The 25,223-nt window shown below is 60.3% G+C and carries 17 protein-coding genes; 11 read left to right on the forward strand and 6 right to left on the reverse strand.

Annotated elements, in window-relative coordinates:
- Positions 1 to 70 precede the first annotated feature (70 nt).
- On the forward strand, positions 71 to 835 hold the full coding sequence (locus FHS09_RS06290) for a hypothetical protein (protein ID WP_343057419.1): 765 nt from the start codon (positions 71 to 73) through the stop codon (positions 833 to 835).
- 459 nt (positions 836 to 1,294) lie between these two features.
- The gene (locus FHS09_RS06295) at positions 1,295 to 2,194 is read left to right on the forward strand and encodes a phytanoyl-CoA dioxygenase family protein (protein ID WP_183457891.1); all 900 of its coding nucleotides are present in this window, start codon (positions 1,295 to 1,297) and stop codon (positions 2,192 to 2,194) included.
- Positions 2,195 to 2,288: 94 nt separating this feature from the next.
- Here FHS09_RS06295 and FHS09_RS06300 read toward each other — a convergent pair whose 3' ends face one another.
- The 4 genes from FHS09_RS06300 to FHS09_RS06315 form a co-directional block, all read right to left on the reverse strand.
- The gene (locus tag FHS09_RS06300; protein WP_183457893.1) at positions 2,289 to 3,305 is read right to left on the reverse strand and encodes a glycosyltransferase; all 1,017 of its coding nucleotides are present in this window, start codon (positions 3,303 to 3,305) and stop codon (positions 2,289 to 2,291) included.
- Entirely contained in the window at positions 3,305 to 3,673 is a 369-nt protein-coding gene (locus tag FHS09_RS06305; RefSeq protein ID WP_183457895.1) for a GtrA family protein, read from the reverse strand. Before FHS09_RS06305 ends, FHS09_RS06300 begins: the two co-directional genes overlap by 1 nt.
- Entirely contained in the window at positions 3,666 to 5,597 is a 1,932-nt protein-coding gene (locus FHS09_RS06310; protein WP_183457897.1) for an NPCBM/NEW2 domain-containing protein, read from the reverse strand. Before FHS09_RS06310 ends, FHS09_RS06305 begins: the two co-directional genes overlap by 8 nt.
- 138 nt (positions 5,598 to 5,735) lie before the next feature.
- Positions 5,736 to 6,809 carry a GGDEF domain-containing protein gene (locus tag FHS09_RS06315; protein ID WP_183457899.1) on the reverse strand — a complete coding sequence of 358 codons (1,074 nt, stop codon included), beginning with the start codon at positions 6,807 to 6,809 and terminating at the stop codon, positions 5,736 to 5,738.
- Between the two features lie 253 nt (positions 6,810 to 7,062).
- On the opposite strand from FHS09_RS06315, the gene FHS09_RS06320 reads away from it, so the two are divergent.
- The 3 genes from FHS09_RS06320 to FHS09_RS06330 all read left to right on the forward strand — a co-directional run bounded on the left by FHS09_RS06320 (position 7,063) and on the right by FHS09_RS06330 (position 14,616).
- The gene (locus FHS09_RS06320) at positions 7,063 to 7,584 is read left to right on the forward strand and encodes a macro domain-containing protein (protein WP_183457901.1); all 522 of its coding nucleotides are present in this window, start codon (positions 7,063 to 7,065) and stop codon (positions 7,582 to 7,584) included.
- 524 nt (positions 7,585 to 8,108) lie between these two features.
- Complete coding sequence (locus tag FHS09_RS06325) at positions 8,109 to 14,210, forward strand: RHS repeat-associated core domain-containing protein (protein ID WP_183457903.1); 6,102 nt, start codon at positions 8,109 to 8,111, stop codon at positions 14,208 to 14,210.
- Between the two features lies 1 nt (position 14,211).
- A complete protein-coding gene (locus FHS09_RS06330; RefSeq protein WP_183457905.1) occupies positions 14,212 to 14,616 on the forward strand; it encodes a hypothetical protein in 405 nt (134 codons plus the stop codon).
- Positions 14,617 to 14,735: 119 nt separating this feature from the next.
- Here the strand turns inward: FHS09_RS06330 and FHS09_RS06335 are convergent, their stop codons facing one another.
- Positions 14,736 to 15,095, reverse strand: coding sequence for a helix-turn-helix domain-containing protein (locus FHS09_RS06335; protein ID WP_221191834.1), 360 nt, complete (start codon positions 15,093 to 15,095; stop codon positions 14,736 to 14,738).
- 120 nt (positions 15,096 to 15,215) lie between these two features.
- Here FHS09_RS06335 and FHS09_RS06340 point away from each other — a divergent pair, with 120 nt between their 5' ends.
- From FHS09_RS06340 to FHS09_RS06360, 5 genes are all read left to right on the forward strand, one after another.
- The gene (locus tag FHS09_RS06340) at positions 15,216 to 18,302 is read left to right on the forward strand and encodes a CHC2 zinc finger domain-containing protein (protein ID WP_183457909.1); all 3,087 of its coding nucleotides are present in this window, start codon (positions 15,216 to 15,218) and stop codon (positions 18,300 to 18,302) included.
- A gap of 40 nt (positions 18,303 to 18,342) precedes the next feature.
- Complete coding sequence (gene xerC, locus FHS09_RS06345) at positions 18,343 to 19,371, forward strand: site-specific tyrosine recombinase XerC (protein WP_183457911.1); 1,029 nt, start codon at positions 18,343 to 18,345, stop codon at positions 19,369 to 19,371.
- A gap of 729 nt (positions 19,372 to 20,100) precedes the next feature.
- Positions 20,101 to 20,391, forward strand: a complete 291-nt coding sequence (locus tag FHS09_RS06350) for a hypothetical protein (protein ID WP_183457913.1) — start codon at positions 20,101 to 20,103, stop codon at positions 20,389 to 20,391.
- A 360-nt stretch (positions 20,392 to 20,751) separates the two neighbouring features.
- Positions 20,752 to 21,105, forward strand: coding sequence for a hypothetical protein (locus FHS09_RS06355; protein WP_183457915.1), 354 nt, complete (start codon positions 20,752 to 20,754; stop codon positions 21,103 to 21,105).
- A gap of 1 nt (position 21,106) precedes the next feature.
- Positions 21,107 to 21,511 carry a hypothetical protein gene (locus tag FHS09_RS06360; RefSeq protein ID WP_183457905.1) on the forward strand — a complete coding sequence of 135 codons (405 nt, stop codon included), beginning with the start codon at positions 21,107 to 21,109 and terminating at the stop codon, positions 21,509 to 21,511.
- A gap of 119 nt (positions 21,512 to 21,630) precedes the next feature.
- Here FHS09_RS06360 and FHS09_RS06365 read toward each other — a convergent pair whose 3' ends face one another.
- Positions 21,631 to 21,990: a helix-turn-helix domain-containing protein gene (locus FHS09_RS06365; RefSeq protein ID WP_221191834.1), complete on the reverse strand. Its 360-nt coding sequence runs from the start codon at positions 21,988 to 21,990 to the stop codon at positions 21,631 to 21,633.
- Between the two features lie 120 nt (positions 21,991 to 22,110).
- Between FHS09_RS06365 and FHS09_RS06370 the strand changes: the two genes are divergently transcribed.
- Positions 22,111 to 25,197, forward strand: coding sequence for a CHC2 zinc finger domain-containing protein (locus tag FHS09_RS06370; protein WP_183457909.1), 3,087 nt, complete (start codon positions 22,111 to 22,113; stop codon positions 25,195 to 25,197).
- Positions 25,198 to 25,223: the final 26 nt, after the last annotated feature.

Consider the following 25,223-nt stretch of genomic DNA (forward strand, 5'->3'; position numbering starts at 1 on the left):
CCGGTTTTTGCCCGGGGCGCTTCCGCACAGGTAAACTGCACCCGATCTGCAAAATTCAAGGAGCCCGCCTGTGAACCGTTTGAAGTGGCTGATCGTCATCGCACTCTTCCAATTTTCCACGGCGGCCGCTATGGCCGAGCCGGTTGCCACCGATATTGTGGTGCGCGCCAAAGCCAGGGATGCCAAGTTTATCGGCTCCTCCATCGGCGGCGCGCTGGTGCGTATTCGCGACGCGGACAGCGGCGCCCTGCTTGCGGAGGGATTGACCGAAGGTAGCACCGGCAATACCGACAAAATCATGCGCCAGCCCCACAGTCGCTACGGGTCCATCGCGGAGGGCGCGGCCGCTTTCAAGGCCACCCTGGAGATCGACGAACCGGTATTTCTCACCGTGGAGGTGGTGGCGCCGGCGATCAAGCGGCAGGCGCGGGTGCTCTCGCAAACCCAGACCTGGCTGGTGCCGGGCAAGCCGATCGACGGCGATGGCCTGATCGTCGAGGTCCCCGGTATGGTGGTGGATCTGCTCAGCCCGCAGACCCATCAAGCGGTACCGGCTGCGGACAGTCCGTTTGAGATCAAGGCCAACGTGGTGATGATGTGCGGCTGCGCGCTGACCCCGGACGGCCTCTGGGATGGCAGCAAAATGGAGGTGGCGGCGATAGTGCGCAAGGACGGTGAGCTTTACAAAACGGTGCCGCTGAAGATACAGGACACCAGCACCTTCAGCGCGCCGCTGGAGGCGAAATCACCGGGTGTCTACCAGCTGCTGGTTTACGCCTACGATCCCAGGACCGGAAATACTGGCGTCGACCAGACCAGCTTTATCGTCCAATAAGTTGTTGCCATGAGCACATCGTCCGCAGTGCATTGCCCGGCAGTTTTCTGCACCGGCAAAAAATTCCCGGCTACCGCGGCGATGCGGACGACTACGAGATTTATTCTCCTGCGTGACTCTTCCCGGATCCGCTTGACTCGGCGGGTCGAAAGCGTTGGAATAATACGCCTGTAAATTGACTGACTCGATTTACATCTTTCATTGCGGCATCCGCCGCAAATTGTCTCCGGTGACTCGCTCACCGTTCAAAAAATTGGCCTCGACCGTCGAGGTTGCGGCCTTTCAAACGGCGGTAAACACAGTACTCGCGCCTCTGGCGTTCGCGAAGCTCACGCGGTGGGCCCTGTGCTGTCGTTTTAGTAATTAAAAATTTCCGTAACTACTCTCCCCTCTCCCTAACCGGGAGAGGGGACTGTCGGGGTGAGTAGTTACAAATTTTCAACAATTAGAGGAGGAATCATGCCTACACAAGATGATCTGTACCCTTCCCGGTTGGGCGGCAGGGAACAAATCATCCCCAGACAGGATCCGGTGGTCTACGGCGGCGAGCCGACGAAAAGCGGCGCGTCGCTGGAGCGGGCACAATTGGACCACTACGAAAAAAACGGCTACCTGGTTCTGCCCGGCTATATGCCGGAAATGGTGGAACCGCTGCTGGCGGAAATCGAACAGCTGCGCGGAGAATTGCGCGGATGCGAGGAGCTGGTGTGTGAGCCGGAGAGCGACGAACTGCGCACCATTTTCAATCCCTGCGGTTTCAGCGGGCACATCGAGCGATTTTTCCGACACCCGAAAATCCTGCCGCTGGTGCGCCAACTGCTGGGATCGGATGTGTACCTGATGCAATCCCGGGTCAACAACAAACCCGCCTTCACCGGCCGCTCCTTCGCCTGGCATTCGGACTTCGAGACCTGGCACGTGGAGGACGGCATGCCCAGGATGCGCGCCCTCACCGCCTGGATCATGCTCAGCGAGAGCCACCAGCACAACGGCCCGCTGTACGTGATCCCTGGCTCCCACAAGCTCTATGTTTCCTGCTGCGGCAGAACCGCCGAGGACAATTACAAATCCTCCCTGCGCCGGCAGGTGCTGGGCGTGCCCCGGCCGGAGACCATGCGCGAGGTCCTGCGGGACCGGGAGATACACGCGATTACCGGTATGCCGGGCACCCTGGTGATCCACGAGTGCAACCTGCTGCACGGTTCGCCGGACAATATTTCCAACGACCCGCGCAAGGTGCTGATGTGCGTGTACAACAGCGTGGAAAACAAACCGGTGACACCCTTCGGCGATCTCAAGCCGCGCCCGGATTTTCTCAGCAGCCGGGATTACAGCCCGGTGAGCCTGGCGGCCGCCTGAGCCACAGTGGTTGTAGGAGCGGCCGTTGGCCGCGATCGATAGTGGGCATGCACCTCGCCCGGCTAGCCTGATCGCGGCCAACGGCCGCTCCTACTTAATCTGCGACAACGGCCGCTTCTTTTTCTCTCTTTTCGATGTCTGCAGTCTCCGCGCCGACGACCTGGTCGATATGGTATTTGGGCCGCTGCTTCACTTCCTCAAAAAGCTTGGCGATGTACTCGCCGATCACTCCCAGGCACAGTAGCTGCACACTGCCGATAAACAGCAGCGGCAGCAGGATGGACGCCCAGCCGGGCACTGCGTTGTCCGTGAACAGACGCGTGATCAGCACCCAGGCGATCACTGCAAACGACAGCGCGCTGGAGACCAGCCCCAGCACCGTAATCGCCCGCAGCGGCGCGGTGGAAAAGGAGGTGATTCCCCGCCAGGCCAGGGATAGCATGCGCCGCAGCGGGTATTTGCTCTCTCCGGCGGTGCGCTCCCGCCGCCGGTATTCCACTTGGGAGGATTCGAAACCCAGTTCGCGCACCATGCCGCGCAGGAACAGGTTGGCCTCCGGGTATTCCAGCAGCGCGTCCAGCGCGCGGCGGGAGAGCAGGCGGAAGTCGGCGTGGTTGAACACCAGGTCGACCCCCAGCTTATGCATCACCCGGTAGTAGCCCTCGGCGGTAAAGCGTTTGAAAAAGGTATCCGTGTGGCGCTCGCTGCGCACACCGTAGACCACCTCGCTGCCCTGCAGGTAGTGGTCCACCATGGGTTCGATATTTTCCGCACCGTCTTGCAGGTCGGCGTCGATGCTTACCACCGCCTCTTCCACCGTCTGGCTCAGGCCCGCGTGCAGTGCGTTCTGGTGGCCCTTGTTGCGCGACAGTCTGACCGATACCACCTGGCTTTCCCGCCGGGCGATCTTCTGCATCAGCGGCCAGGTGTCGTCTCTGCTGCCGTCGTCCACCAGGTAGATTTTCGATCCGCGCGCCACCTTGCCGGAGTGCTCCAGGCGATTCAGTTGCTGCAGCAGTTCCGCGCAGCTCTCGGCGAGTATCTCCTCCTCGTTGTAGCAGGGCACGACGATGGCGAGGGTGGGGGCAGGTCTTGAGGAGTCAGTGCTCACTATTCTCTCCGGTAGATCCAGTACTGATGCAGGGTGAAATTGCACAACAGGGTGATGCCGGTGGCGACTACCTGCGCGGCCAGGTAGTGCAGCGCAGTCAGCAGCGCGGCGAAGCTGGCGGTGTTGACGCCCAGCCCGAGCAGGGCCACCAGGACAAACCTGGGCAGCGTCTGCGCGTGACTCTTCCGGCTGGAAAAGGTGAAGTGGTAATTCAGCCAGTAGTTGAATCCCGCCGACAGCGCAAAGGAGGCTGCGGAGGCGGCCACTTCGCCGGTATGCAGCAGTTCGACGAACAGCGCCAGCAGCAGAAACTGCAATAGGGTGGCGGTGCCGCCCACCAAGGCGAAGCGCAACAGGCGGTCAATCATTTTTCCGCAGCTCTGCCAGCGCGGTTTCGGGAGGTTTGGCCAGGAAGCGGGCCATGGCCCAGTCGGCGTGGTCGTGGCGGTTGCTGCCCAGCGGGTCCACCACCAGGGTTATCCGGGAGGCGCCCTCCAGCGGCAGCAGAATTTCCCCCGTCTCCCGCCGGTTGTTATAGGGGCCGCTGCTGAAAACCTCCTCCCCGTCCAGCAACACCTTGAATTCCACCAGGCCGCGGTGACCGGCGACGTCCAGGCCGAAATAGCTGTGAAAATATTTCGCCCCGGCCGGAATCCGGTAACGGGTCTCGCTGCGCGCGTGCACGCCCAGCCCCTTCGCGTAATGGTGTCCGCCAATGCGGATCGGCTGCTGTTCCACACTGCGGTCGCGGCCCATGTGGCCCCACTCCTGCCGGTGGTAGTCCGCGCTCAACTGGCTCAGGTAAAGCTCCCCCTGCCGCGCCATCTGTTCCGCCAGGGCGTAGTGCCGCCAGGCGGAGGTGGCGCCGAAGCACAGCAGCAGGCCGGAGGCGGTCAGCGCGGCCACGGTGGGCATATGCGCGGAATTCCTTTCGCCTTTCTCCGCCCCGCTTTCCTCCTCCCTTCTGCGCCGCGCGGCCAGCAGCAGGGCCGCCTGGGCGAACAGCAAGCCCTCGCCGGGTTTGCGGTAGCGCCCCTCGTTGACCGCGATGGGCAGCAGGCCCTGCACCACTATCCAGGTCAACAGCAGCGACGGCAGCAGGCGCTCGCCCTTCAGCCGGCGCCAGTAAAAGGCGGTGCCCGCGAGCAACAGCAGGGTCAGCGGTGCCCACAGCCAGCGGGCGTGAATATTCAGCTGGTCCAGCTGGCGGTCGCGGTTCTGGTCCGGCCAGGAGCGGCCGAAAAACAGGAACAGCAGGTTTTCTTTCGCGATCCACAGGGCGTTGGAAAACGTCAGCGGGTATTTCGCCAGTGCCCCTTGCCAGTCCTCAGAGCCTTTATCGATATCGATGGTGACGTCGGCGGTGCCGCTGCGCGCGGTCTGCCAGTCGGAGAGCGGCTCCAGGGGCTTTTCGCCGGTGGAGGGGGAGGCGAACCAGTAGTTCCAGCGGGCGCCTTCGCGGCGGTAGTGCATGTTGATCTGCTTGTTGCCGGAGCGGGTGTAGATCGCCACCAGCTGGCCGACGCCGTGGGGGGCGAAAATATGCATCTTCTGGTAGGCACGGTAGGCCAGCGGGCCGAGGATTAGGGCGAGCAGCAGCAGCGAGTAGACCGCCTTGCGCAGCTTGTCGTCCTGCAGCAGCCACAGCCAGGTGCAGGTCACCGCGGCCAGCGGTATCGCAATGCCGCGGGTCAGCCCCGCCAGCGCCCACACCAGCGCCATCAGCAGGAAACTCCGCAGGTTCTGTTTGCGCTTGCAGCGCCAACTGCTCCAGAGCGCGGCGCCGAGCAGGGGCAGCAGCAGCGTCTCCTGCATGAAATAGCCGTAGATGGCGATCCACGACGGCAGCAGCGACAGTGCCGCCCAGCCGCCGAGCGCGATGGCTCTGCTCGGCTGCAGTTCGCGCAGGAATCGGTACCAGAACCAGGGGGTGAGCAGGGACAGCAGCGCAGTGTAGAAGGCCACCAGCAGCGGCTCGCCCAGGGTGAGTTTGCCCAGGGCGCCGATATACAGCTGGTAGAGGACCGGGTCGGTCATCGCCATGGGGTCGTCGCGCAGGGCCTCGATGCCCTGTTCCCAGTGGCGCTGGGGGTCGCTCCAGATATGGTCCAGGGGATTGAACTGCAGGATGTAGTCCACCCGCAGCCAGGCGCCGAGAAAGATCAATGCATAGAGCAACGCATAGAGGCAGTTGCGGCGGGTCAACTGCAGTTGGAAATGCGGCAGGCGGCCGGCGAGGAAGCCAGTCCAGCGGTTTGGTGTGGCGGCGATCTCCGCCGGGTGGCTGTGCATGGACGCGGCCCGTAGTTCTTCAGATTGGCGTTTATTTAACCATATGAACTTGGTGGTGGTACAGAATTGAGCGCAACCGTAAGTACTGTGACAGTACTGGCTGCCTTGGGGCTTATCGGGGGCTCCCCGAGTCCCGAATCAAACCGCCACCACCCGGTTGCGCCCGCGATCCTTGGCCCGGTACATGCGCGCGTCCGCCTCCGCCAGCAGTTGGCCGTGAGTGGCGCTGGACGGGTCGCCCTCGGCGACGCCGAAACTGATGGAGATCTTGACCGGCGGATCGTATTTCTGACTGAGCGCCTCCACCCGGTCGCGCAATTTTTCAGCCAATATGCCGCCGCCGTCGAGATCGGTATTGGGCAGCAGAATCAGGAATTCCTCGCCACCCCAGCGGGCCACTATGTCGTCGGTGCGGGTGTTCTTCCGCAGCACTTCCGCCACGTCCTGCAGCACCCTGTCGCCGAAGGCGTGGCCATAGTTGTCGTTGAGGGTCTTGAAGTTGTCCAGGTCGCCGATCAGCACCGTGTAGCGGCCCGACAGATGGCGATTGCGGCGCTCCAGCTCGTGCATGGCGCGGTAGGCCTCGCGCCGGTTGGCCAGCCCGGTGAGGGCGTCGGTGCTGGCGCTGTTCTCCAGCTCCTGGGTCAGGGTGTGCAGCATCTGTTGGGTCTGGTGGCGGCTGCTGTCGAGAATCGCGGTGAGCGCGGTGAGGGCTCCGAACACGGCGATAAAGCGCGCGCGGTAGGCGGTGTCGTATTCCGCGGTCATGCCGGGAAAGTCCGGGTAAAACAGCACCAGTGCGGTGGCGCCGCCGATGGCCACCAGGGTCGCGGTGCCCGCCTTGTAGCCGTACAAATTGATAAAGCCGGGTACCAGCATCACCGCCCACATCAGCCCGGTGTTGTTCACCCCGCCGGAGAGCAGCAGGTAGAAATACAGTACCAACAGCAGGGTGCCCACCAGCAGCGGCGTCTTGCTACTCGGGCCCACCAGGTTGACGGTGATATAGGCCCCGAGGATCAGCGTTGCCACGCCGAACAGGGTGGAGGCCTGGAGGAGATCGCCATTGGTGAGGGCGATCACGCCCATGGCACCGGTGATCGCCAGGGAGAAAATCAGCATATAGCCGGAGGCCTGCACGCGCCGGCGCAGCTCCAACTGGAGCGCTTCGCGAACCGGGTCCCGGTAGTTATTGTTATGTGCGGTGTTCATGGGTTCCTATTGTTGTGCGGGCCTGTTCCCATCCGGCTGTCACCAGCCCGGCACTGCTGCGGCACTTTGAGTGCTTTTGTTAACCCTTCGATGTTTCCCGGCCGCCGATGGCAAAGAGCTTGTCGCGGCCATCCCCAAGACACATAACAAGGTGGCCCCGCGATCGGGGGCGCCCAGTATATTGCGATTCGCCTTTGCGCCAAAGAGCGGGACTATAGTATCAGCAGGATAAATAAGAACGGTGTGGCAGATTGTGACGAACTTGCAGTTGACTTGTGGCGATATCCTGACCATGAGTGCAGACGCACTGGTGTGCCCGGCGCACAAGCACCTGATCCCCGGGCGCGGCCTCTCGGCGCAGATCTACGATCGCGGTGGCGAGGCGCTGGCGGCGGCCTGCGCTCAGCAGCCGGAATGCGCCGTGGGCGAGGCGCGCCTGACCCGCGCCTACGGCTTGCCGGCAAAGTATCTTTTGCATACCGTGACACCCCAATGGAGCAGCGGCGACCAGTGGGGCGTGCAGGCGCTGGTACAGTTGCGCCGCTGTTACCAGAGCGTGCTGGCCCTGGCGCGGCAGAAAGGTCTCGGCAGCCTGTTGTTCCCCGCCCTGGGAGCAGGTACCAACCGCTTTCCCCACTCCATTGCCGCGCACCAGGCGCTTACTGTATTAACCGCTGAGGCGGGGGATTTTGAGCGGGTGACCGTGTGCCTGCACACACCTGCGGCGCTTGGGGAATGGCGGCGGGTTCAGCGGCGATTTTTCGGTGAAGAATAAGAATAGCGTTAGGTTAGAAATCAACCAAAGCTGTAATGACGTGTGATCGACCTGTTATCGGGCGGCGTGTTATAAGTCTTCTCTCTTGTTTTTTGAAAAAACAATAAATTGACGTTATTTGCGAGTTGAGAAGGGAGTTTGCCATGCGAGTTTTGGGGGTGGGGTCTACGTTTTGGGGAAAGGCTGCCTTATTGCTGTGTGTTTATTGCGGCATGGCCATTCCGGCGCTGGCCGCAGCTACCCTATCTATCAGCGATGGCTCTCGAAGTGTTGATGGAAACTACACCATTAAGGTCACAACTTCACAGTTATGTGATGGCTATAACTATGATTATCAAGATTATTATTATTGTGAATTCCATATTTACGAGAGAAAAAATGGTGGTGAATGGAAAGGGTTAGTCGGGGGTGTGCCAAGTCAGAGTAGCTATTCTCTGACCGTAAACAGGGGTTCGGCTGGTTATGAATATTATGCAACTCTTTTTTACCGTTACTACGGGACCTATCCCTACGATAGCCCGACAATGAGGAGCGAAAAATCAGCGGTAAAAAGCATTGCCGTTACCCTAAAACCCAACCCCACCGGCACCGTAACCCCATATGTAGAAAGTGGCACCACCGACACCAACGGCCAATTCACCGTCAAATGGGGCGCCGCCAGCGAGCCGCCCAAGAAAACCGGCTACCAGGTCCAGCAGAATTTCCGCCTGGAGGGTGGCGTTTGGCAGGGATGGAAGCCGTCGCCTTCCTTCGAAACCACCAACCTCAGCGTCGCCGCGGAGAACCTGCACGAAGAAAGCCGGCTGCCGGACGGCGACTACCGGCACCGGGTGCGCAGCTATGTCACCGTGGGAAGCTATTCCAACTGGAGCGACTGGAAATATTCGAGCATTGCTACGGTGCGCAACAAACCGGACCAAGTAAAAAACCTCCACTCCACTGTGGCCGCACCCAAAAGTACCTTCTATATGAAATGGGACGCGGTTTCCTATTCCGGCGACGGCGATTACGAGGATCTGGTCTACCAGCTCCAGTGCAAGGAGCCGGACGACACCAACTATGGATTCGACACCTGCGGCTCCAACAACCTGAGCGGCACCTCCAAGCAGGTCGATCTGCCCGAGGGCAGCAAGGGGACCTACCTGTTCCGGGCCCGCGCCTGCAACGGCCCCATACCCGCGGGCTGCCCCGCGTGGAGCGGCGCGCAAACCGTGTCTGTACCCGTGGATATCCCGGTTCCCGTGCCGTTGACACCCAAGTGGGTCACCGCACCGCTGGATCGCAATTACGGCCAGATCGCCATGAGCTGGGAGCAGCCGGACGACTCCTGGCCGGTGGCGGACTACAAGCTGGAGCAACGATGCCGTGCCGGTAAGGATGGCTGTGGCATCGACGGCTGGGACGATATCACTCCGGACGCGGAAAATCCGGATAGCGGCAGCTACAGTGCCCAGGTAGAGCTGAACGATCAATATCAGTACCGGGTGACTGCTTGCAACGAGGTTGGGGAATGCTCCGGTTGGCGGACCTCCGGTTGGGTCAAGATTCACAATCCGGAGGGTATCGTCGACGTGCTGGCTACCTCCACGAATACCGTACCCGGCAGCACGCCCTACAGCACCGATGTCACCAGCACCGGCGATGCAATGATCCGCATTCCCGTAAAAGCTGCCCCCGGGGTCAACGGCCTGGTGCCGAATATTTCCTTGAACTACTCCGGCCTGCGCTACCACGAGCGGGAAAGAGAGCAGTTGCCCGAAGATATCCTCGGTTACGGCTGGCGCCTGACCGGCTTTTCCCAGATTCGCCGCTGCATCACCGGCCAGGATGGCAGTGCAGTGGAAATCGGACTGAACGACAGCGACTCCCTCTGCCTGAACGGCGAACCACTGGTACTGGTGGACGGGACGCACTGGCAGGCGGGCGCCGTGTACCGCACCCTGCGCGACAGCGCCAGGCTGATCGAACTCAAGAAAACCGCCGAGGGCAAGCCCTGGTTCCAGGTAAAGGCCGCGGATGGTCGCATCCTGGAATTCGGCAGCACCCCGGAGAGCCGCCTCAAGGTGGGACAATCGCCCTACTTCGCCTGGAGCATCAGCAAGGTCACCGACGCTTTCGGCAACAATATGGAGTACCGCTACCACCGCGACCTGTCCGAGGGCATCAACTACCCGCTGGAAATTGTCTACGGCAACGGTGGCGACGCGAGTATCCAGTTCGAATACGGCCTGCGCACCGACGCCCCGCCCCAGCCGCTCTCGGAGGCCATCGACCAGGGGCAACTGGTGCTGCTCTACCGTATCCTGGTTCGGATCAACAACAACGACCTGCGCGAATACCGCCTGATCTCCGAAGACGAAGGGCAGATCGATGGCTACCGTCGCCTCAAGGAAGTGCAACTGTGCGGCTTCACCGAAATTGGTGTAGCGGATCACTGTCTGGAACCGCTGAAGTTCAACTGGGAGGAACGCGAGCCCGGCCAGTTCGAATACAACATCGACTTCCAGACCGGTGTCAAAGACATCACCGACAGCCTCGGTGCCGTTACCGGATTCCATTACCGGGTGCTGGCCAAGAACGAGACCGAGGGCTTTATCGTCAGCAGCCCCTTCGGTTCGGAGAGCGGCATTTCCGTGCCCGGTGCCTATCCTCTGCCACCCAGCTACCCCGATCCCCAACTGCCGGACAGGGGCATCTATCGACTGGTGGTAAGCAAGGTCAAGCGTTCCAACGGCCTCACCGGCGGCGTACACGAAACCCAGTACCGCTACCAGGGCACCGGCCTGATGAGCAGCAACAACTGGGGCTTCCTCGGCTTCCACGCGCAGAAGATCCACGACCTGGAGAGCGGCATCATCACCTACCGCCAGTTCCGCCAGGACTTCCCCCACTTCGGCGCCACCGCCCGCCTGCTGCAGTGCGACGGCGACTGCGCCTCCGGAGAAGTGCTTACCAGCCAGCGCTTTCACTACGATTCCGTCGAGCTGGCTGCCGGCGGCAATACTTTGCAAGCGCCCTATCTCAAGCAGTCCCTCCAGACCCAACTCGAAGGCAAGCAGTTGCTGGGCTATCGCGAGCGAACAGCCTCTCTGGGGACGGAAACCCCGGATGCCAGCCTCGGCGCACTGGTCAAGCGCCGCACCACCACCGAGCGCATCGTCAAATCCGCTACTGTGGATGACAGCGACCCGGCTTTCTGGGGCGAGGTCAAGCCGGCGCAGATCGACGGTGCCGACGTGCTGCGCTCGAGTAAAACTTCCACAGACTTCTTCAATCGCACCAGCCCCTGGCTGATCGGTTTCACCGAGTTCGAAACAGTGCGCCATTACCGTGGAGACACCAGCGGAGACCTGGATCGGGAGAAACGCGTGATCGCGACCCCTTGGCCCGGCACCAACAGGCCTGCAAGCATTGTGCAATATCCCGGAGACTCGGAGTACGAACTCGAGGTCGATTACACCTACGACGGCAACGGCAACCTCGAGAGCGAGGGGGTCTTCGGCGTCGATATTGCGACCCACACCACCCGGGTACTGGAATTCCTCGACAACCGCTATCCCACCAAAATCGAAAACCCGCTTGCACAGCAGATTACCGTGGGTTACGACGAGCGGTTCGGCAGCGTAAGCTCGGTCACCGATGCCAACACCCGCACGACCACGATCACCTACGACGCCTTCGGCCGCGAGGAGACGCGCGATAATCCCGATCTGGTGCACTTTACTAGCACCTACGAAGCCTGCAGTGGCTGCGAATCCGTCAAGGGTGTCAATCCCCGGTATAAGCTCACCACCGACTCCCCCATCACGCCGGAGGTCATCCGCTACTACGACACCCTCGGCCGCCTGTTGCGCGAGGATATCGAGGGCTTCGACGGCAGTACCTCCCGGCGGGATTTCGGCTACGACGCCCAGGGCCGCCTCGATTACCAGACGGAACCCTACCCTTCTACCGAAAGCCTGCCGCCCTTTACCGCAGTCGAACTGTTCGACAACCGCGGCCGGGTGCGCACACTGAAGAAGCCGGATAGCGCGCGGGTCACCACCAGCTACTCGGTAGACAACGGCCGCGTCAAGGTGGAGGTCAAAGAACAAGTGCTGGACGCGGATGGAAATCTCGAAGAAACCCAGGTCAAGGAAAGCTACTATCTGGTCACCGGCGACCTGGATAAAACCATCGACGCGGCAGGTACTGCCGATCAGGTCACTACCAGCTACACCTACTACGGCAGCGGATTTCCGGAAACAGTCACGGTAACCGGCGACAACGGCAACTTCGTCTCCAGCTTCGACTACGATCTGGCCGGCTATCGCACCGAACTGACAGATCCCAACCTGGGCACTGTGAAGAGCACCTACAACGCACTGGGCCAGCTGGACGATCAAACCGACAACAAGGGCCAGCTCATCAGCTACACCTATGACAAACTTGGCCGCCTCCTCACCCAGACGGATGCGGACGGCGCCGCTCGATGGACCTACGACCCGGCCAACGGCGTGGGTGCACTCGGCAGCCGCAGCTATACCCAGGGCGGTGTCACCATCTTCTCGGAAAGCTATAGCTACATCGACGCCAAGCTGCAGTCTGTCAGCACAGTCCTTAAGGCCGGTAGTCTAAGCCGTACCTATACCCACCAATATGACTATGACGATCAAGGGCGCCTCAAGAAGGTTGTCTATCCCAGCTACGACGACGGGCACCAGCAATCGGTCAATGGTGCGAGCGCGACCTACGACTACGGCACCGACGGGCGGGGATACCTGCACGAAATCCGCGACCAGGACGACAATCCTCTCAAAACCTTCAACCAGCTCAACGCCCGCGGCCAGGTGGAGCAGGAGGTTTACGGCAACGGTCTGGTCACCACCCGGACCTACGATCCCGTTACCGGCCGCCTGTCCACCATCAAGACCGGCGGAGGCAGCATTCAGAACAACGAATACAACTGGCGCAGCAACGGCACCCTGGAAAGCCGCCTGACCCGCACTGCCGGAGGCACCATCGACAAAGACGAGAGCTTCACCTACGACGACCTCAATCGCCTGTTCGACACCACCGTCACCGCCGGTGGCGGCGTCAGGACTCTAAGCACCCGTTACAACAAGTTGGGCAATATCACCAGCAAGACCAGCAGCCACCCGGGCGATACCCAGGTTACCGGCTACCAGTACGAGCAGACCCAGAACGCCGGCCCCAACGCCGTCAGCAAGGTCGATATCGACGGGGTGGCCCACATACTGCACTACGATTTGAACGGTGCCATCACCCACTACGACGCCGCCAGTGGCGACGACAAGTGGGTCACCTGGAATGCCCGGCAACTGCCCACCGAGATCGTTCTCGGCGACAGCAAAACCACCACAACACCCACCGCCAGGGACCGGTTCCAATACGGCCCCAACGGCAACCGCTTCTACCGGGAAACCAGCTGGTGGGATACCACCGCGGAGCAACTGCGCACGGAAAAGGCCTTTATCCTCGGCAACTTCGAGGAACAGCTTCCCGCCAACGATCCGGACTACCAGCGCATCGAGAAAACCACGCTGGATGCTAACGTGGTGCATATTGCCGCCTACCGCCACGACGGCGTGCAGGAGATATTCCGGGAATACCTGCACCGGGACCACCTAGGCTCCGTCGAAAAGGTCACCGATGAAACCGGCTTGGTTATCCTGGACACCGCTTTCGAACCCTTTGGGGCGAGAAGGGGCGCGGACTGGCAGAGCGAGCTAAGCGAAGAGGAAATCCAGGACCTGCTCGCTGCCCAGGGCATCACTACCAGGAGAGGCTTCACCGGGCACGAGCATCTGGACAGGACCGGGTTGATTCATATGAACGGACGTGTCTATGATCCCACACTGGGTCGCTTCCTGAGCCCGGACCCGATTGTGCAGGCGCCCGGTTACAGCCAGAGTTGGAATCGGTATAGTTATGTGATGAATGATCCGCTGAGTTTGATTGATCCCAGTGGTTATGAGTGGGTGCCATGTGATGACAGTGACACTTGGACCGGAACCGGTGACAACGTAATAGTTAATCATTGTGATGATAACTCGGACTGGAATCTCTTTCCGTATGAGCCGAGATGCAACTATTGGGGCTGTGAGACTAGTGCACCTTCCACTCCGGCAGACTCCACGCCAGATGACGATGGGGCTACCGAACAGAAGAAAAAGGATACGGAGAAGGCGAAGGAGAATGCACAAGAGGGGCAGGATCATCGTTACACTTTAGGGCCAACTCGACTCTGCAAAGTATCAGCAAGTTGCACTATGAACGGAGCTCTAGATGTTGTTAACGAGGAGTCTGTTCCAATTGTCGGAATTTTTGCCGGGCAGCCAAAAGATGGAAGGATGGTCCTGCTCGGTAACAACCCAATAACACATGTGATTGATCGAGAGAATTTTACTGTTTGGAATATTACGCAGGAGGGGCATGATTTTCATCCGGGTACAGTCAGGCATCAACTAAGCATCGAAAATGGATATATTGTGCTATTCACGGAAGGGCTTGGTACGGGTAATTATCCGGATCTAAATAACTTCATTGGAGACAGGCTTTTTTCGCATACACATGTAAATTCCCAGCGACGGCTGAGCCCGGTGTATAGGCCGATAGGTTATTGATATGACAGTAAAGAAAAGTGTGCTGGCGGTATTAGTAGTCATGTTGGCAATTTTATGTGCTCTTGGAGCGATGGCGTTGAGAAGTGTAGATGTGAAGGACCCAGAATGGGTAGAAGATATTAAGTTAGACAAGGAGAGCAAAGACCAAGTTGTCGAGCTTATTGATCAAATTGCTAATAGTCATTCCTTGCGCAAAGAAATTTTACAGGAGCCTAGCGAGCTAGAGCGTCGGCCTGTTCACTTCTATGAATATAAGCATGGCGAGATTATTGTGTTTACTGTCCATGATTTAAAAGGAGGTGGGGATACGCTAACTATCTATTATTACGGATTGGCCGACAGCAAAGTTAGCGAGACCATTTCCTCAGAAATTAAGACCCTGCTTGGTGAAATTGCAGTGCGCTGAGCGAGGGCGCCGGTGTCAGGCCTTATAATTTACACCAAGAGGACCAAAAAGGGACAGATCTATTTTTGACATCTCCTTAAACAGAACCCCGGCAGGGTAACCTGCCGGGGCTTTTGCTTTTATCGGCTCCCCGCCGGCTTCAAATCATCTGCAAAGGCGCGCCGGGCGTTGTGCTTGAGAATCAGGCTTTCCAGCAATGCCTTGGCGATCTTCCGTTCCTCCTCGTCAAACTGGCTCAGAGCCTCGAACTGCAAGCGCAGGTCGTCGCTGGGGCTGCGGTGATCCTCGCCGAACACCAAATCATCCAGGGTGGTGTGCAGCTCCTTGGCGAGCCTGACCAAGGTCTCCAGGGTAGGCTGGGCTGTCCCTGCTTCGTACCGCTTAATCTGGTTGACGTGTAAGTCGATGGCGTTGGCCAGGGCTTGCTGGGTTAGGCCGCGCTCTTTGCGCAGAGTAGTCAGGCGTTTGACAAATTCCATGGGGAGCAACCAAAAGACCGTGGTGCCCATACTGTACCCCCTGGGTAGCTTCTGCTGTTGACACATGGACACTATAGTGTGTCAAAATAAACAGATCAAGATACTTGACGGGGTTTTGCTATGGCGCGCATCGCGGACGAGGTCATCGAGCGGATCAAGGCGGAGGTGTCCCTGGAGCGGCTGGTGGAGACCTTCGGCGTGGAGCTGAAGAAGCACGGCAAGGACAGGGTGGGTCGCTGCCCCTTCCACGACGACCGCACCCCGTCGCTGGTGGTCAGTCCGCAATCCAACCTGTGGCACTGCCTGGGGGCCTGCAACACTGGCGGCAGCGTGATCGACTGGATAATGAAAACCCAGGGCATTAGCTTCCGCCACGCGGTGGAGATACTGCGGGACGATATCCCGGCGCTGGCCGCCCCGGCTGGCAGGCCGGTCAAGCACAGCACCGCGCAAAAAATGGAAGTGCTGCTGTCGGAGGACGACGAAGCCCAGCAGTTGCTGAACCAGGTGGCGGACTTCTACCACGAGACCCTGTTGCAGAGCCCCGAGGCGCTGGACTATCTGCAAAGCCGGGGCCTCGGCGACCGGGAACTGATCGAGCGCTTCAAGCTGGGCTTTGCCAACCGTACCCTGGGCTACCGATTGCCGGCCAAGAGCCGCAAGGCGGGTGCCGAGGTGCGCAGCAAGCTGCAACAGACCGGCATACTGCGGGACAGCGGCCACGAGCACTTCAATGGCTCGATTGTGGTGCCGGTCTTCGACGCTGCCGGCCAGGTGGTGGAGGCCTACGGCCGCAAGATCCGCGACGACTTGCGCAAGGGCACGCCGAAACACCTGTACCTGCCGGGTTCGCACGCTGGCGTGTGGAATGCGGATAGTCTTGTCGGCCAAAAGGAAGTCATCCTGTGCGAAGCCTTGATCGACGCCCTGAGCTTCTGGGCGGCGGGATACCGGAACGTCACCGCCAGCTACGGCACCGCTGGCTTCACTTCCGATCACTTGGCCTTGTTCAAAGAAGCCGGTATCCAGCGGGTACTGATCGCCTACGACCGCGACCAGGCCGGCGACAACGCCGCCGCCAAGCTGGCGGAACAGTTGCGGGCGGAAGGCTTCGACTGCTTCCGGCTGCTGTTCCCCAAGGGCATGGACGCTAACCAGTACGCGCGGGAAGTGACCCCGGCCAGCAAGAGCCTGGGCGTGGTGATCCGCTCGGCGGAATGGATGGGACAGGGCAAGCCGCCGGAGCGCCAGTTGGAGCTGGAGCAGCAGGCACCTTCCGCTTTAGCCGCCGATCCCGCCCGGGAGCGCTTCGAGCAGCAGGCCAAAAGCCTGGCCGGGCAGATAGATACCCTCAATCAGAACGCCCGGGAGCCGGCGCCGATCCCCAGGCCCGCGCCGCCGCAACCAGAACCTGAGCCCGACCCCCTGCCGCCGGCCGCCGCAGTGCCGGAGGCACCTGCCGACCCGGTACCGGATGCCGAAGTCTCGGAGCGGGAAGTGCACTTCACCTTCGGCGACCGGAAGTACCGGGTGCGCGGCCTGGAAAAAAACAAAAACTACGAAGTGCTCAAGATCAACCTGCTGGCCAGTTGCGGGGACAATCTGCACGTGGACAGCTTCGACTTCTACGCCGCCAAGGCGCGGGCTGGCTTTATCAAGCTAGCGGCGCTGGAGCTGGCCCAAGAGGAGAGAACGCTTAAAACCGACCTGGGCAAAATCCTGCTCAAGCTGGAAGACCTTCAAGAGCGGATGATCCAGGGCAACCTGCAAAAGCAGCCGGAGAACCTGGCCCCGGAGCTGAGCGAGAGGGAACAGCGCGAAACCCTGGAACTCTTGCAATCCCCCGACCTGCTCGACCGCATCCTCACCGACTTCGACCGCTGCGGCGTGGTGGGCGAGGAGAGCAACAAACTGGTGGGCTATCTGGCCTGCGCCTCTCGAAAGCTGGAGCGGCCGCTGGCGGTGATTATCCAGTCCACCAGCGCCGCCGGCAAAAGCTCGCTGATGGATGCGGTCTTGAACCTGATGCCGGAAGAAGAGCGGGTGCACTACTCGGCCATGACCGGGCAATCGTTGTTCTACATGGGCGAAACCAATCTCAAACATAAGATACTGGCCATCGCCGAAGAGGAAGGCGCGAGCAACGCCAGCTACGCTCTAAAGCTCCTGCAATCGGAAGGCGAGATCACCATCGCCAGCACCGGCAAAGACGAAACCACCGGCGAGCTGGTAACGCGGGAATACCGCGTGGAAGGCCCGGTGATGCTGTTCCTGACCACCACCGCCATCGACATCGATGAAGAACTGTTGAATCGCTGTCTGGTGCTCACAGTGAATGAATCCAGGGAACAGACCCAAGCGATACACCAGGCGCAAAGAAAGCGCCGAACGCTCGACGGCCTCACCGCCAAGCTGGAGAAAACCCAGCTCACCCAGTTGCACCGCAACGCCCAGCGTCTACTCAGGCCGCTGCCCGTGATCAACCCCTACGCCGACCGTCTCACCTTCCTGGACGACAAAACCCGCACCCGCCGCGACCATGAAAAGTACCTCACCCTGATCGACAGCATCGCCCTGCTGCATCAGCACCAGCGCGAGATAAAAACCGTGCACCACGCGGGCCGACAGATCGAGTACATCGAGGTCACCCTGTCGGACATTGAAACCGCCAACAAACTTGCCCACGAAGTGCTGGGCCGCACCCTGGACGAGTTGCCGGCGCAGACTCGTAAGCTGTTGCGCCTGATCCAGCAGATGGTGACGGAGGAATGCCGGCGCCAGCAGGTCGAGCAAAAGGACTACCGCTTTAGCCGCCGCCAGGTGCGCGAGTGTACCGGCTGGGGCAACACCCAGCTCAAGGTGCACTTGCACCGCCTGGAGGAAATGGAATACCTGCTGGTGCACCGCGGCGGCCGTGGCCAGAGCTACGAATACGAACTGCTGTTCGACGGCCAAGACGAAGAAGAATGCCGCCTGATGGGGCTGATCGATCCGCAAAAACTCAGCTACGACAAAAAGAAGTCGGGGCTAAAAGCCGAGAAGTCGGCCCCTGGTCGGGGCCAAGTCGGGGGGATGTCGGAGCCACAAAAACCACCGCAGCCCAGTAGCGGCACGGCTTCCACAGAAACCAGTCAGGAAAAGCCAAAAAGCACTTCTACAACAAAAAACACCGACGGCCGTACCGTCGTTGAAGCCCTCGCACACTGACCGCCGCCCACACTCACCACCGACCACTTCCGACACCGCCATGGACAATCAGAGCCTCACCTACCTTAGCCGCCTCTACCTCGACTACCTGCAAAGCCTGAATTACTCCCCGCGCACCATGGGCCACCGGAAAACCACGCTCAGGCAGTTCGACGACTGGTGCCAGGAGCGCGGTATCGTCAAGGCCAGCAGCGTCACCAAACCAATCCTGGAGCGCTACAGAAGACACCTGCACCACAGCCGCGACAAACGCGGCAACCCCATCAGCGCCCACAACCAACTGGCCCGGCTAATCCCCCTGCGCGGCTTCTTCAAATGGGCCACGCAACAGAACTACTTGCTGTACAACCCGGCGAGTGAACTGCAACTGCCCCGGGTGGAAAAGCGATTGCCCAAAGCCACCCTCAGCCCCGAGGAAGCCGAGCTGATCCTCTCGCTGCCGGACACCGACACCGGCGAAGGCATCCGCGACCGCGCCATGCTGGAAATACTCTACTCGACGGGCATCCGGCGCATGGAAGTGGTCAACCTCACCAAGGTGGATCTGCACATGGACAGGGGCGTGCTGGCGGTTCGGCAGGGCAAAGGCAAAAAGGACCGCTTCGTACCCATAGCCGCAAGGGCCGTGGAATGGATACAGCACTATCTCCACGACGTGCGCCTGTTCTGGGCCGTGGAACCGGACCCCGAGAACCTGTTCCTGGAACCCAATGGCCAACCGATTACCGACGACCGGCTCAGCCGCATCGTGGCCAAATACATCAAGCAGGCCGACATCGGCAAGACCGGCGCCTGCCACCTGTTCCGGCACACAGTGGCCACTCTAATGCTGGAGAACGGCGCCGACATCCGCTACATCCAGCAACTGCTCGGCCACGCCAGCATCGGCACCACGGAGATTTACACCCAGGTGTCGATAGTGAAGCTCAAGCAGGTGCACGAGTTGACACACCCGAGTCTCCACCGGCGACAAAAACAAACTGCCGGGGCAGAACCGGAGGCGACCGAGGAAGCATTGCTGGCCCAGTTGGACGCGGAAAGCGCGGAGGAGCAGGACGGGACCGGCTGAGCCCTTATCCGCCTGTCACATGGCTTGCAAAAAACAGCGCAAGCCAAGGTGCCAGGCTCGCCCCGTGCCGGCGGATAATCCCTACCGTTCGTTCCAACCGCCGCAAACGACGCGGCGGGCCGCGCTACGCACGGCACAGGCAAAAAGGTGGCTGCAAAAGCGGGCTGGGGTCTGTCACGGCCCTTGCAGAAAAAGCGCAAGGCCCGCGCCAGCCCCCATCCCACTTTAGCGGCCGCTTCCCAGCCATGCCTCCCCCGGCCTCGCAAAAAGCGCTCGTCCTCCCCGCCCGAACAACGCCTGCCCGCCGTGTAGAGCAACCCCTGTGGTGCCCGTAGTCTCCTGCCGCCACTGAACGCCGTGCCCGCGTAAAGTCTTTAAGCGGGCAGGCCGGGCTGGTCGCATGGCTGGTTTTTTACCCCCCTAGCCCCCCAAGGGGGAACACAAAAAGCCTGCCGCAAAAAGCGCGGCAGAAAGCGTTTATCTCTCCCCCCTAAATCCCCCCGCTGGGGGGACTTCAAGGCCGCGGCAAGCCGCGAAAGCTTTTTACCTTGGGGTCCGTGCCACCTGGAAACCCCGTGTCTGCTGTGTGTCCCCTCAGCATAACCCCGTGCTCAACCAGTCAAGGCCAAGCCCTTCGGGTGCTCCGCTGAACAGCGCTCCGCAGCCTTGACAGGCCTGCGCGCGAGGTTCTGCCAAGTGGCCACACAACAGCCACTAAGGAGGCAAAGCATGGCCATACCAAAGCCAATCCAAGATGAAATAAACCAGCTGCCGTATCCGCTGGACAAAATCCTCAACACCGCGAACAGCCTGCGCCAAACCGGCACCACCGGCGCCAGCACCGGCGAGCTAATCGCCGCCGCCTTCGCCCTGGAGCGCATCGAGTACCTGCCGCAAGGCTGGGGCGTCATCGAGGCCTGGGAACGCCTGGACGGCGAATGGCAGATGTACGTCAAGCACCTGCGGCAGGAGTGCCGGCACCTGATCGAAGCCATCGAAGAAGCCGCGCCACCGTTCTAGCGGCCGGCCGGGAGGGGCAAACGCCCCTCCGCTTTAGCCGCTTCTTTAGCCGCTTGCAGCGGCCGAACCGGCCGCCTGTCGGCGGCCCTTCGGGCGCTGCCGCGCCCGGAGGGCGGCTAAGCGGAAAAGCGCATTGCCACCGTTCGCGCATCCCGCTAAGGTAAAACCCGCGTCGGGGCCAAAAAGTGGTAAGGGGCCGGCGGCGCCGGGGAACGCGGGCGGTAAGCCGTTGATTGCACTGGAGAAAACCGGAAGCTAAGGTAGGACCGGCCTCGGGGTGATGTCTCTGCACAAGAGGGGCAGGATCATCGTTACACTTTAGGGCCAACTCGACTCTGCAAAGTATCAGCAAGTTGCACTATGAACGGAGCTCTAGATGTTGTTAACGAGGAGTCTGTTCCAATTGTCGGAATTTTTGCCGGGCAGCCAAAAGATGGAAGGATGGTCCTGCTCGGTAACAACCCAATAACACATGTGATTGATCGAGAGAATTTTACTGTTTGGAATATTACGCAGGAGGGGCATGATTTTCATCCGGGTACAGTCAGGCATCAACTAAGCATCGAAAATGGATATATTGTGCTATTCACGGAAGGGCTTGGTACGGGTAATTATCCGGATCTAAATAACTTCATTGGAGACAGGCTTTTTTCGCATACACATGTAAATTCCCAGCGACGGCTGAGCCCGGTGTATAGGCCGATAGGTTATTGATATGACAGTAAAGAAAAGTGTGCTGGCGGTATTAGTAGTCATGTTGGCAATTTTATGTGCTCTTGGAGCGATGGCGTTGAGAAGTGTAGATGTGAAGGACCCAGAATGGGTAGAAGATATTAAGTTAGACAAGGAGAGCAAAGACCAAGTTGTCGAGCTTATTGATCAAATTGCTAATAGTCATTCCTTGCGCAAAGAAATTTTACAGGAGCCTAGCGAGCTAGAGCGTCGGCCTGTTCACTTCTATGAATATAAGCATGGCGAGATTATTGTGTTTACTGTCCATGATTTAAAAGGAGGTGGGGATACGCTAACTATCTATTATTACGGATTGGCCGACAGCAAAGTTAGCGAGACCATTTCCTCAGAAATTAAGACCCTGCTTGGTGAAATTGCAGTGCGCTGAGCGAGGGCGCCGGTGTCAGGCCTTATAATTTACACCAAGAGGACCAAAAAGGGACAGATCTATTTTTGACATCTCCTTAAACAGAACCCCGGCAGGGTAACCTGCCGGGGCTTTTGCTTTTATCGGCTCCCCGCCGGCTTCAAATCATCTGCAAAGGCGCGCCGGGCGTTGTGCTTGAGAATCAGGCTTTCCAGCAATGCCTTGGCGATCTTCCGTTCCTCCTCGTCAAACTGGCTCAGAGCCTCGAACTGCAAGCGCAGGTCGTCGCTGGGGCTGCGGTGATCCTCGCCGAACACCAAATCATCCAGGGTGGTGTGCAGCTCCTTGGCGAGCCTGACCAAGGTCTCCAGGGTAGGCTGGGCTGTCCCTGCTTCGTACCGCTTAATCTGGTTGACGTGTAAGTCGATGGCGTTGGCCAGGGCTTGCTGGGTTAGGCCGCGCTCTTTGCGCAGAGTAGTCAGGCGTTTGACAAATTCCATGGGGAGCAACCAAAAGACCGTGGTGCCCATACTGTACCCCCTGGGTAGCTTCTGCTGTTGACACATGGACACTATAGTGTGTCAAAATAAACAGATCAAGATACTTGACGGGGTTTTGCTATGGCGCGCATCGCGGACGAGGTCATCGAGCGGATCAAGGCGGAGGTGTCCCTGGAGCGGCTGGTGGAGACCTTCGGCGTGGAGCTGAAGAAGCACGGCAAGGACAGGGTGGGTCGCTGCCCCTTCCACGACGACCGCACCCCGTCGCTGGTGGTCAGTCCGCAATCCAACCTGTGGCACTGCCTGGGGGCCTGCAACACTGGCGGCAGCGTGATCGACTGGATAATGAAAACCCAGGGCATTAGCTTCCGCCACGCGGTGGAGATACTGCGGGACGATATCCCGGCGCTGGCCGCCCCGGCTGGCAGGCCGGTCAAGCACAGCACCGCGCAAAAAATGGAAGTGCTGCTGTCGGAGGACGACGAAGCCCAGCAGTTGCTGAACCAGGTGGCGGACTTCTACCACGAGACCCTGTTGCAGAGCCCCGAGGCGCTGGACTATCTGCAAAGCCGGGGCCTCGGCGACCGGGAACTGATCGAGCGCTTCAAGCTGGGCTTTGCCAACCGTACCCTGGGCTACCGATTGCCGGCCAAGAGCCGCAAGGCGGGTGCCGAGGTGCGCAGCAAGCTGCAACAGACCGGCATACTGCGGGACAGCGGCCACGAGCACTTCAATGGCTCGATTGTGGTGCCGGTCTTCGACGCTGCCGGCCAGGTGGTGGAGGCCTACGGCCGCAAGATCCGCGACGACTTGCGCAAGGGCACGCCGAAACACCTGTACCTGCCGGGTTCGCACGCTGGCGTGTGGAATGCGGATAGTCTTGTCGGCCAAAAGGAAGTCATCCTGTGCGAAGCCTTGATCGACGCCCTGAGCTTCTGGGCGGCGGGATACCGGAACGTCACCGCCAGCTACGGCACCGCTGGCTTCACTTCCGATCACTTGGCCTTGTTCAAAGAAGCCGGTATCCAGCGGGTACTGATCGCCTACGACCGCGACCAGGCCGGCGACAACGCCGCCGCCAAGCTGGCGGAACAGTTGCGGGCGGAAGGCTTCGACTGCTTCCGGCTGCTGTTCCCCAAGGGCATGGACGCTAACCAGTACGCGCGGGAAGTGACCCCGGCCAGCAAGAGCCTGGGCGTGGTGATCCGCTCGGCGGAATGGATGGGACAGGGCAAGCCGCCGGAGCGCCAGTTGGAGCTGGAGCAGCAGGCACCTTCCGCTTTAGCCGCCGATCCCGCCCGGGAGCGCTTCGAGCAGCAGGCCAAAAGCCTGGCCGGGCAGATAGATACCCTCAATCAGAACGCCCGGGAGCCGGCGCCGATCCCCAGGCCCGCGCCGCCGCAACCAGAACCTGAGCCCGACCCCCTGCCGCCGGCCGCCGCAGTGCCGGAGGCACCTGCCGACCCGGTACCGGATGCCGAAGTCTCGGAGCGGGAAGTGCACTTCACCTTCGGCGACCGGAAGTACCGGGTGCGCGGCCTGGAAAAAAACAAAAACTACGAAGTGCTCAAGATCAACCTGCTGGCCAGTTGCGGGGACAATCTGCACGTGGACAGCTTCGACTTCTACGCCGCCAAGGCGCGGGCTGGCTTTATCAAGCTAGCGGCGCTGGAGCTGGCCCAAGAGGAGAGAACGCTTAAAACCGACCTGGGCAAAATCCTGCTCAAGCTGGAAGACCTTCAAGAGCGGATGATCCAGGGCAACCTGCAAAAGCAGCCGGAGAACCTGGCCCCGGAGCTGAGCGAGAGGGAACAGCGCGAAACCCTGGAACTCTTGCAATCCCCCGACCTGCTCGACCGCATCCTCACCGACTTCGACCGCTGCGGCGTGGTGGGCGAGGAGAGCAACAAACTGGTGGGCTATCTGGCCTGCGCCTCTCGAAAGCTGGAGCGGCCGCTGGCGGTGATTATCCAGTCCACCAGCGCCGCCGGCAAAAGCTCGCTGATGGATGCGGTCTTGAACCTGATGCCGGAAGAAGAGCGGGTGCACTACTCGGCCATGACCGGGCAATCGTTGTTCTACATGGGCGAAACCAATCTCAAACATAAGATACTGGCCATCGCCGAAGAGGAAGGCGCGAGCAACGCCAGCTACGCTCTAAAGCTCCTGCAATCGGAAGGCGAGATCACCATCGCCAGCACCGGCAAAGACGAAACCACCGGCGAGCTGGTAACGCGGGAATACCGCGTGGAAGGCCCGGTGATGCTGTTCCTGACCACCACCGCCATCGACATCGATGAAGAACTGTTGAATCGCTGTCTGGTGCTCACAGTGAATGAATCCAGGGAACAGACCCAAGCGATACACCAGGCGCAAAGAAAGCGCCGAACGCTCGACGGCCTCACCGCCAAGCTGGAGAAAACCCAGCTCACCCAGTTGCACCGCAACGCCCAGCGTCTACTCAGGCCGCTGCCCGTGATCAACCCCTACGCCGACCGTCTCACCTTCCTGGACGACAAAACCCGCACCCGCCGCGACCATGAAAAGTACCTCACCCTGATCGACAGCATCGCCCTGCTGCATCAGCACCAGCGCGAGATAAAAACCGTGCACCACGCGGGCCGACAGATCGAGTACATCGAGGTCACCCTGTCGGACATTGAAACCGCCAACAAACTTGCCCACGAAGTGCTGGGCCGCACCCTGGACGAGTTGCCGGCGCAGACTCGTAAGCTGTTGCGCCTGATCCAGCAGATGGTGACGGAGGAATGCCGGCGCCAGCAGGTCGAGCAAAAGGACTACCGCTTTAGCCGCCGCCAGGTGCGCGAGTGTACCGGCTGGGGCAACACCCAGCTCAAGGTGCACTTGCACCGCCTGGAGGAAATGGAATACCTGCTGGTGCACCGCGGCGGCCGTGGCCAGAGCTACGAATACGAACTGCTGTTCGACGGCCAAGACGAAGAAGAATGCCGCCTGATGGGGCTGATCGATCCGCAAAAACTCAGCTACGACAAAAAGAAGTCGGGGCTAAAAGCCGAGAAGTCGGCCCCTGGTCGGGGCCAAGTCGGGGGGATGTCGGAGCCACAAAAACCACCGCAGCCCAGTAGCGGCACGGCTTCCACAGAAACCAGTCAGGAAAAGCCAAAAAGCACTTCTACAACAAAAAACACCGACGGCCGTACCGTCGTTGAAGCCCTCGCACACTGACCGCCGCCCACACTCACCACCGACCA

The organism is Microbulbifer rhizosphaerae, from assembly GCF_014191725.1.
GTDB lineage: Bacteria > Pseudomonadota > Gammaproteobacteria > Pseudomonadales > Cellvibrionaceae > Microbulbifer > Microbulbifer rhizosphaerae.

Bases quoted from the DNA above. Each gene is read 5' to 3' on its own strand.
- FHS09_RS06295 (WP_183457891.1), top strand. From the start codon at position 1,295: ATGCCTACACAAGATGATCTGTACCCTTCCCGGTTGGGCGGCAGGGAA.
- FHS09_RS06305 (WP_183457895.1), bottom strand. From the start codon at position 3,673: ATGATTGACCGCCTGTTGCGCTTCGCCTTGGTGGGCGGCACCGCCACC.
- FHS09_RS06310 (WP_183457897.1), bottom strand. From the start codon at position 5,597: ATGCACAGCCACCCGGCGGAGATCGCCGCCACACCAAACCGCTGGACT.
- FHS09_RS06315 (WP_183457899.1), bottom strand. From the start codon at position 6,809: ATGAACACCGCACATAACAATAACTACCGGGACCCGGTTCGCGAAGCG.
- FHS09_RS06325 (WP_183457903.1), top strand. From the start codon at position 8,109: ATGAGGAGCGAAAAATCAGCGGTAAAAAGCATTGCCGTTACCCTAAAA.
- FHS09_RS06330 (WP_183457905.1), top strand. From the start codon at position 14,212: ATGACAGTAAAGAAAAGTGTGCTGGCGGTATTAGTAGTCATGTTGGCA.
- FHS09_RS06335 (WP_221191834.1), bottom strand. From the start codon at position 15,095: ATGGAATTTGTCAAACGCCTGACTACTCTGCGCAAAGAGCGCGGCCTA.
- FHS09_RS06340 (WP_183457909.1), top strand. From the start codon at position 15,216: ATGGCGCGCATCGCGGACGAGGTCATCGAGCGGATCAAGGCGGAGGTG.
- xerC (WP_183457911.1), top strand. From the start codon at position 18,343: ATGGACAATCAGAGCCTCACCTACCTTAGCCGCCTCTACCTCGACTAC.
- FHS09_RS06350 (WP_183457913.1), top strand. From the start codon at position 20,101: ATGGCCATACCAAAGCCAATCCAAGATGAAATAAACCAGCTGCCGTAT.
- FHS09_RS06355 (WP_183457915.1), top strand. From the start codon at position 20,752: ATGAACGGAGCTCTAGATGTTGTTAACGAGGAGTCTGTTCCAATTGTC.
- FHS09_RS06360 (WP_183457905.1), top strand. From the start codon at position 21,107: ATGACAGTAAAGAAAAGTGTGCTGGCGGTATTAGTAGTCATGTTGGCA.
- FHS09_RS06365 (WP_221191834.1), bottom strand. From the start codon at position 21,990: ATGGAATTTGTCAAACGCCTGACTACTCTGCGCAAAGAGCGCGGCCTA.
- FHS09_RS06370 (WP_183457909.1), top strand. From the start codon at position 22,111: ATGGCGCGCATCGCGGACGAGGTCATCGAGCGGATCAAGGCGGAGGTG.